Source organism: Pyrobaculum sp. (assembly GCF_049971835.1).
In the GTDB taxonomy this organism is placed as follows: Archaea; Thermoproteota; Thermoprotei; order Thermoproteales; family Thermoproteaceae; genus Pyrobaculum.
Genome location: NZ_JBMFKV010000100.1, coordinates 1 through 7,818 on the forward strand (window position 1 = coordinate 1; position 7,818 = coordinate 7,818).

Consider the following 7,818-nt stretch of genomic DNA (forward strand, 5'->3'; position numbering starts at 1 on the left):
CGGCCTCTCCGCCATCGCCAGCGCCATTGCTAGAATATTCGGCGACGAGAAGCGTAGGGTGTTTCTCCTAGCGCTTCTGCTGGTCCTAGGCACAGTCATTCCCGCCGTGGGCGGCTGGGCGGTCAGGGAGATTGGGAGGAAGCCCTGGAGCGTCTACGGCCTCCTGTACCCCTCGGAGATTGTGACGCCGGTGTCCTACGCCTCCAGCCCCGGCTTCCTCACCTTCGCCTATCTTGTGATTTTGGCGGTGAACCTCGGCGGCCTCTACGCCATGTATCTAGTGGCCACTAGGGAGTACAAATTCCTAGAGCTTTTGAAGAAGGGCGCCGGGGTTGGGAAATGAACCCCGCGGTTTTCATCGGCTTTGTAGGCCTCGGCCTCGCCGTTACGCTACACGTAATATTCGTCTCGATGACTATCGGCACCGGCCTCCTCGCCGCGTTGTTTAGGTGGAAGGCCTACAGGGAGAGCGACCCGTGGGCCGAGCTCTTTGCGAGGAAGGTGTTTAAGGTGTTGATAGTGTCTGAGCTGTTCTCCGGCGTGTGGGGCACAATAATCACCGTATTCCTAGCCGGCTTCTTCACCGCCGTGACGACTCTGGCCACGAATACTCTTTTCATCCCCATAGCCATAGCCATCGCTTCTATAATGATTAGGATACCGACGATTGCGATTAGCTGGTATACCTGGGGCAAGATACACCCGCGGACGCACTCCCTGGTGATGTGGGTGATGGCTCTCTCCGGCTTCGGCGTGCCCTTCGGCTTCAGAGCCATCTTCGCCGAGATAAACCACCCCGTGGGGGTGGCGTACTACCTCCAAACTGGCCACAACCCCGGCTTCATGCCCTATTCCAACCCGCTGTTCTGGACCCTGTACCTCCACACAGCTACCGCTGTAATATCTACTGGGGGCTTCGTCGCCGCCAGCCTGCTGGCTTTGGATAAGGACCCCAGGGGAGTAAAGGCCGGCCTGTTGCTGGGGGTGGGCTTCTTGGCCGCTCAGCTCATCTTCGGCCCGCTGTACTACTTCTCGCTTGATTGGTACTCCCCGCTACTCTTCAAGGCGGTCAACGGAGAGTTCCTCCCGCTATTTGTTATAAAACTCGCCGCCGTCGTCGCCCTACTGGCGCTTGGATTCGTCTCGTATAAAGCGGCGAGGGCGGGCGTAATTTCTAGCTACGTCAAGTGGCTGGGGCCGCTTGCGCTCTTCACAGTCGCCCTCGGCGAGATTCTCAACGACGGGGGGCGCTACCCCAACCTGGTGATTCTAGGCGACAAGGGCCTGTCTGCCGACTTGTTTGCCAACTTCTACATGGATATACCCATGCCAGCTGTTTATGTGATACTGGCTTTTTTAATACTGTCAATTGTGGTTTTCACAATGGCCGCGTTCTACGCCTTGTATAGGAGGTTCATTGCAGAGGTGCCCGAGGTTTAAATGTCTGAAGCTTTTTTCTGGTCGTATCCCGTTACTTTTCTCTTCTGGATCCTCGCAGTACTGCTTTTTTACTCTCGATCCTGGCTCTCAGGGGTGTTGGCTGTCCAGCAGGCGGTTTTTATACCTACTCTTGTGTCTATTGCTTTGAAGACGTGGGCAGCTGACAAATCTCTCCAAATGGCTTTCGGAGGCGTTCTCAACGTGGTTGGCTTTGCCACGGCTGGGCTGTTGCTCTTCCTCGTTTATCATATACAAAAAACCAGACGACTACCATTGACAGCGTGGATCTTTGCTATAATTGTGGCGATGATATTGACACTGATTCTCACCAGCGTTGAGTTGCCAATTGCTACAAGACTTAGGCAGATTACATCCACCTACTTTTAAATTTTTAGAAATTTAAAAGTTCAATAATACACTCCTACTCTAAAAAACCGCCATAGAGGTAAACTCGGTGGTAACCACATCGGCATTAGACTTCTACCCAATAAAAGAGGTGGGGAGTACCAACGCCGTAGTTCTTGTGTTTGTGAATGGGGAGTGCTGGCCCATTCCGCGTACTGTTCCTCGGCTTGACCTTCGTGGCCATTGGCATAAACACTAGGTTTAGCTTAATGAGGCGGTGCAGTTTGTGAAACCTCTACATCGCCTACGGCATCGATCTGTTGATAGGGATCGGCCTCGCCTATTTATTAAATGCGTCGTTGTTCCCCAATAGGCTTTTTTCCTAACCCGTTTCTCATCTGTAGGGCGAAGTCGTAGCCGTCTGTGAGGGCTTTTATAGAGGCCTTTACGATGTTTGTAGAAACTCCCACTGTTCTCCACATCCTCTGCCCGTCTCTAAACTCCGCCAAGACCCTAACCACGCTCTCCGTGCTCTTCTTGGCCGTGGGGAGCACCACTTTGTAGTCGCTGAGAGCCACGTCGCCCAGCTCCGGGAAAGACGCCGTCAGCGCCCTCCTCAGAGCGACGTCTACGGCGTGGACAGGCCCCACGCCCTCCCCCGCCTCCAGCCGGACGGATTCGCCGACCCTAACCTTCACAAATGCGTAGGAGTGCTCGCTGGGGCCCGTCACCACCTTCCACTCTAGTAGCTGGAAGCGCTCTTTGTAGAGGCCGAGGTGGCGCATGAGGATGAGTAGCGCCGACGCCGGGGCTATGTCGAAGGAGTAGCCCTCCTTCTCCATGCGCTTAATTTCCTCCAGCGCGCGTCTCACAGCTTCGTCTCTCTTCTCCAGCTCCAGCCCCAGCTCCTCCGCGGCTTTGAGCACCACGCTCGCGCCGCCCGCCATTTCAGAGACGATGAAAACCCTCCTGTTGCCCACGAGGGCTGGGTCCACGTGCTCGTAGGCCCTCGGCACTTTCATAACCGCGTCTGCGTGGACGCCGCCTTTGTGGGCGAAGGCGAACTCCCCGACGTAGGGCTGGTAGGGGTTGGGCGCCATGCCGAGCGCCTCGTACACCAGGCGGGAAACCTCTCTCAGCCTGCTGTACTTGGCGGGGGGCGGCTCGTCTCGCAGAACTCTAAACCCCATCTTCAGCTCTAGGGTGGGCAACACGGCCACGAGGTCGGCGTTGCCCGTCCTCTCCCCCACTCCGTTGATGGTGCCCTGCACGTGCCTCGCCCCCGCGGCGACGGCCATCAGCGTGTTGGCGACGGCGCATCCAATATCGTTGTGCATGTGGGCGCCCAGGGGCATGTTTGGAAACCTCCGCCTCACCTCCTGCACTATTTTATACACCTCGTGGGGCGGCGTGCCGCCGTTTGTGTCTGCCAGCGCCACCACCCGCGCCCCGGCTCTCCACGCCGCCTCTATCGTGGCGAGGGCGTACTCCGGATCCTCTTGATAGCCCTGGAAGAAGTGCTCCGCGTCGTATATCACCTCCATGCCGTGCTGCCTTAGATACTCCACACTCTCCGCAATCATCGCCAGGTTCTCCTCCCTCGTGGCTTCAAGCACCCTGTCGACGTGTAGCGTCCAGCTTTTGCCAAATATGACGGCCGCCGGGACGTCAGCCTTGACTATGGAGTTGAGGCTCTCGTCTTGGTGGGGTCTTAGGCCTCTGCGCCGCGTGCTCCCGAAGGCGGCCAGCTTGGCTCTGGTGAGGGGGTACTCCTTCATGAGTTTAAAGAATTCCAAGTCTTTGGGGTTTGAGTAGGGCCAGCCGCCCTCGATGTAGTCTACCCCCAGCTCGTCTAGCTTAAGGGCGATGTTTATCTTGTCTTGGAGGGTGAAGGAGACGTTGGCGCCCTGGGCGCCGTCGCGGAGAGTTGTGTCTAGAACTTCTACATAATCCCCGGCATGGCTATATAAGAAGCAGGGGATTTATAAATTTTGGCTCCCGCCGCGTCACTGCATGCGGGCGCCGCTGTATAGCTTAAGTCCGTATTTCCTGAGGGGGGCGAAGTGTCTTATGTTCCTAGTCCACAGGGGGATGTTTTTCACAATTGCAGTTGCGGCTATGATAATGTCGGCGTCGCTTATCGTAACGCCGCGGCTTTTAAGCTCTCTGTATATCTCAGCGGCCTTCTGCAGAACTGCGTTGTCGTTCCACACAACTACGAAGATATCCTCCAAAAGCTTTTTTTATTTTTCCACATCTGCAAATCCTCTGAGTAGCTCGTACAACGTGATTTCAGAGATGTAGAAGACCCCGTCGCCGAGCTCGAGTCTGCCTTTTATATATTCAATAACGACGTCGGTGTCTACTAGTACCTTGTCCATCTAGCTCTCTCCACAGCCTCCTCTTCTAGCATCTCCGCCAGGGCCCTCCTAGCGTCCTCTCTGCGTCTTTTTACAGCCTCCTGAGCCAGCTCTCTGAGGAACTCGTCCCATGTCCTGCCCCCCTTTAACGCCTCTAGCAAGGCTTTGGTCTCCCGGGAAATTGTAATTGTGGTGCTCACATACAATTGGCAACTGCAAAATTTAAACATTATCTTGTAATAGGCCATCTGCCTCGGCGCCGCTGTGCAACGGGTTATTTTTTGAGGTAGTACCAGGTGCCGAGGGCCTTTGCTATTAACCTGCCGTCGGCGTCTCTCACCTCGCCCTCGACTACGGCTATGCGGTTGCCCCGCCTCACCACCTGTCCGCAGATTTTGAAGGGCTTCTTCACGCCGGGTTCTAGAAAGTTTACCTTCAGCTCCACCGTCACCTGATCGTCCCCGTCGTTTACCGTCAACGCGGCGAATCCCATGGTCTCGTCTAGTGCCGTCATGATTACCCCTCCGTGTAGCATCCCGCCTACCCTCTGGGCGTTTTCGCCGGCGTCTAGCTCGGCGCATGCGCGGCCCTCAGACAGCTCCACCAGCCTGTATCCGAGGAAGGCCGTTATGGGCTCGGCCTTGTGGATAAATTCGTTGATGCGGTCAATCCCCACGGCGAGCACCGACCTAAGCCCCACGCCCTATGCATTAGGCGTCTATTTAACTCTTAAGGCCATGTAGACTCCTGCAATGGCGAGGGCCATGCCGACTGTCTGGAGGGGGCTGAGGCCTTCGTGGAGGAGGACGGCGGAGAGCGCGGTGGTAATTACAGGCATCAGCGGCAGTAGCGAGGCGGCCGACTGCGGGTCTGCCAGCTTTACTGCGGTGTTCCACGCCGTGTAGGCCACGGCGCCCGGGATCAATGCGATGTATACTACCAGAGCGGCGTGTGTGTGGGTCAGCAGTGCGTGGTAGTCTGCGTAGGCGGCCAGCGGCGACATGGCCAGAGTGCCGAGGAGGGAGATCCAGGCCATGGCCTCGGCGGGGGTGTAGAAGTTATACACCCGCCTAACCAGGACAGTGTAGAGCGACCATGACAGCGTGGCGAGGATCGCCAGGGCGGAGCCCAGCAACGCCCCGCGGCCCGGCGCCTCGCGGTGCAACATAGCCTGCAACAGCTGGGTCGCGGGGCTGGCCAGAACCACGAATAGAGAGGCCGCGGCGGCGGATATGTAGACTAGGGAGCTGTAGAGAAATATGTTGAACCCAGCCACCCCGAGAAGCCCCAGCGCCGCCAGGTGGGCGAGCCCTCCTCTGTACCTCGGGAAGCGGGCCAGGGCAAATGCGGCAGGTGTCGCCAGGGCAAATCTAGCTACGGAGAGGGCGAGGGGGTCGACGCCCCCCGATGCCATGTATCTACCCACCAGGTAGTTAGTGCTCCAAGACACTATGGAGACGGTGGCCAGTAGGAGGCCCAGCCCCCGCCCCTTCATATACATCCCGCCTCGGCGGCGGCCCTCTTCAGCACCTCGGCTAGCTCCTCGGCGGATAGCCTCCCGGTGTTCATATTCCGGGGGCTTGGGTGGTAGGAGGCGTATATCTTAACCCAGCCTAGATCCACGGCGGCTCCGTGTCTAAACTCCACCGCGGCCGCGCCCAGGGCTCTCAGCACGGCGCCCCACGCCACCGCGCCGAGGGCGACTACGGCCCTGGGCTTCACTGCCTCTATCTCCTCCCGGAGCCACGCTACGCAGTTCTCCACCTCGCTCTGTGTGGGGCGGTTTCTCGGCGGGGCGCACTTCACCGCCGAGGTTATGTAGACGCACCTCAGCTCCACGCCGTCGTCTTTCGATATGCTGTATGGCCTCGTGGAGAGGCCGAGGAGGTGGAGGGCTTTGAAAAGGTTCTGGGCGGAGCGGTCCCCAGTGAACATTCTACCTGTCCGATTGCCGCCGTGCGCCGCCGGCGCCAAGCCCACCACCATGACCCTCGCCTTCAGATCGCCCCACGGGGGCACGGGCCTGGCCCAGTAGGGCTGGCCGCTGTACTTCTTCAAAGGCTTGACTGTTGACCTGTAAGCCGCGAGCCTGGGGCATTTTTGACACGCCGTGAGGCGCGCGACGAAATCACTGTACCAGTCCACAGAGGGGCCGCGAACCCACCTTTAAAATATGGGAGCCGTCAGCCTGTCAAGGGTGTTGAAGTCTATGAGGCCCTCCACGTCGCCCTCCCTTGCGACTACTAGATAATGCCTCTTGCGGTGGCCCACGTCTACCCTCTGCGACTTCTCTATAAGCGCGTCTAGGTCGTGTGTGGTGGCTCTCCCCCACTTGACCTCTGCAAACAGGGCGTTTCTATCGTCGAGCGCCACCACGTCTATCTGCTCGCCTCCCCTCCACCACTGGCCTACGTAGCTGGGCTTGAAGGGGAGGGGGATCACGCCCTCTGCTATCAGCCGCCGCGTCAGCTCCTCCAAGACGAGGCCTAGGTGCATCTCCAGCTCATGCCTAATCCTCTCCACCACCGCGTCTACCCTCCCCAGCTCCAGGTCCGACTGGTTTGGGAGTACGAACTTCAGCCAGAACCACATATAGTTATCCGCCACCTGGTAGATCCCCTTCCGCCTCTGGCCGTAGGGCACAACATGCTTCACAAAGCCGAGGGTCTCCAGCACAGATAGGTACTTGGTGAGGTTAGTCTTGTCCATGCCAAGCGCCCCCGCCAGCTTCCCCAGCGAGCTGTAGCCAAGAGCTATGTACTTGAGAATAGAGAGGTAGGTAGCCGGCTCTCTCAACTCCTCTCGGAGGAGGAAATACCCCTCGTCGTATAGGAGGGAGCCCTTCCGGAAAACCGCCTCCCTCAGGTTATCCTCGAAGCTCCTGCCATCGTCGAACTGGGCGAGGTACAGCGGCACGCCGCCCGCCGCCGCCCAGACCTTCACCGCGTCAACAAACCTGTACCTCGGCACAAAAGCCCGCGCCTCTCTGAAGCTGAGCGGGTTTACCCTCCAGCTCCCAGTCCTCCTCCCGTAGAGGGGGGATTTGTAGCCGAGTACCTCCGTCTCCATAAGCGAGACGCTGGAGCCGCAGAGCACTAGGAAAAACCCCCGGCGGGACACCTCCTCGTCCCACGCCCTCTGGAGATCAGAGACGACCCCCCGGTCCAGCTCCACTACGATCTCCCACGTCTCTACGTCATCGAACATCAGCTTGTTGAGAGGCCTCGGGACGGCGGGGTTCCCATCTTGTGTCAAGCCGTACCGAACTCGCCTTTGTCGATTCCAAATCTATACTTTTGGAACTGGCCTCGGTATCTCCCTCTTTCAACTATCATAGCGTGTTGTCAGTTCTAAAATATGCGGAGCGGCGCAAAAACGCGTCGTACACTCCTCCTGACTCAACGCCGTACATTCATCCTGAATCAGGAAAAATGTACGGCGCAGGGTCAGGTAAAATGTATAGGGTTTCAAATCTTGCCTATACCGGTTTCTTCACCCACGGCGGCGCTGGGCTGTAGCTTAGGCGGCTGGGAGGGCAACAGCCTGCATCTACTCCAAGCCCTCGTATGCCCCCCGCCTAGCACCCTCACCAGCGTCTTTTCCAAAATACTCTCGCTGTGGGAGGCCAGGCGTTTACAACTGCGGAGATTGCCTCGTCGATGAGGGCTAGGGC

At 58.1% G+C, this 7,818-nt stretch carries 11 protein-coding genes; 2 read left to right on the forward strand and 9 right to left on the reverse strand.

Going from position 1 to position 7,818, the window contains the following annotated elements:
* Together ACP5J3_RS09085 and ACP5J3_RS09090 are read left to right on the forward strand one after the other, a co-directional pair.
* Positions 1 to 343: cytochrome ubiquinol oxidase subunit I (locus ACP5J3_RS09085; protein WP_428495395.1), on the forward strand; the 343-nt coding region annotated here is incomplete at its 5' end.
* Positions 340 to 1,440 (forward strand): cytochrome ubiquinol oxidase subunit I, encoded by a 1,101-nt coding sequence (locus ACP5J3_RS09090; RefSeq protein ID WP_428495396.1) that lies wholly within the window; start codon positions 340 to 342, stop codon positions 1,438 to 1,440. The genes ACP5J3_RS09085 and ACP5J3_RS09090, both read left to right, overlap by 4 nt.
* Positions 1,441 to 2,132: 692 nt before the next feature.
* On the opposite strand, the gene cimA is transcribed toward ACP5J3_RS09090, so the two are convergent.
* The 9 genes from cimA to ACP5J3_RS09135 form a co-directional block, all read right to left on the reverse strand.
* Positions 2,133 to 3,767 carry a citramalate synthase gene (gene cimA / locus ACP5J3_RS09095; protein ID WP_428495405.1) on the reverse strand — a complete coding sequence of 545 codons (1,635 nt, stop codon included), beginning with the start codon at positions 3,765 to 3,767 and terminating at the stop codon, positions 2,133 to 2,135.
* Between the two features lie 24 nt (positions 3,768 to 3,791).
* Positions 3,792 to 4,019: a hypothetical protein gene (locus ACP5J3_RS09100; protein ID WP_428495397.1), complete on the reverse strand. Its 228-nt coding sequence runs from the start codon at positions 4,017 to 4,019 to the stop codon at positions 3,792 to 3,794.
* A 9-nt stretch (positions 4,020 to 4,028) separates the two neighbouring features.
* Positions 4,029 to 4,166: a type II toxin-antitoxin system VapC family toxin gene (locus tag ACP5J3_RS09105; RefSeq protein ID WP_428495398.1), complete on the reverse strand. Its 138-nt coding sequence runs from the start codon at positions 4,164 to 4,166 to the stop codon at positions 4,029 to 4,031.
* Positions 4,151 to 4,345, reverse strand: coding sequence for an antitoxin VapB family protein (locus ACP5J3_RS09110; RefSeq protein WP_428495399.1), 195 nt, complete (start codon positions 4,343 to 4,345; stop codon positions 4,151 to 4,153). Before ACP5J3_RS09110 ends, ACP5J3_RS09105 begins: the two co-directional genes overlap by 16 nt.
* Positions 4,346 to 4,419: 74 nt before the next feature.
* Positions 4,420 to 4,845, reverse strand: coding sequence for a PaaI family thioesterase (locus tag ACP5J3_RS09115; protein WP_428495400.1), 426 nt, complete (start codon positions 4,843 to 4,845; stop codon positions 4,420 to 4,422).
* A gap of 18 nt (positions 4,846 to 4,863) precedes the next feature.
* On the reverse strand, positions 4,864 to 5,640 hold the full coding sequence (locus tag ACP5J3_RS09120) for a DMT family transporter (protein ID WP_428495401.1): 777 nt from the start codon (positions 5,638 to 5,640) through the stop codon (positions 4,864 to 4,866).
* The gene (locus tag ACP5J3_RS09125) at positions 5,637 to 6,290 is read right to left on the reverse strand and encodes a uracil-DNA glycosylase (RefSeq protein WP_428495402.1); all 654 of its coding nucleotides are present in this window, start codon (positions 6,288 to 6,290) and stop codon (positions 5,637 to 5,639) included. Before ACP5J3_RS09125 ends, ACP5J3_RS09120 begins: the two co-directional genes overlap by 4 nt.
* Before the next feature lie 21 nt (positions 6,291 to 6,311).
* Complete coding sequence (locus ACP5J3_RS09130) at positions 6,312 to 7,400, reverse strand: ATP-binding protein (RefSeq protein ID WP_428495403.1); 1,089 nt, start codon at positions 7,398 to 7,400, stop codon at positions 6,312 to 6,314.
* Positions 7,401 to 7,612: 212 nt separating this feature from the next.
* Positions 7,613 to 7,818: hypothetical protein (locus ACP5J3_RS09135; RefSeq protein WP_428495404.1), on the reverse strand; the 206-nt coding region annotated here is incomplete at its 5' end.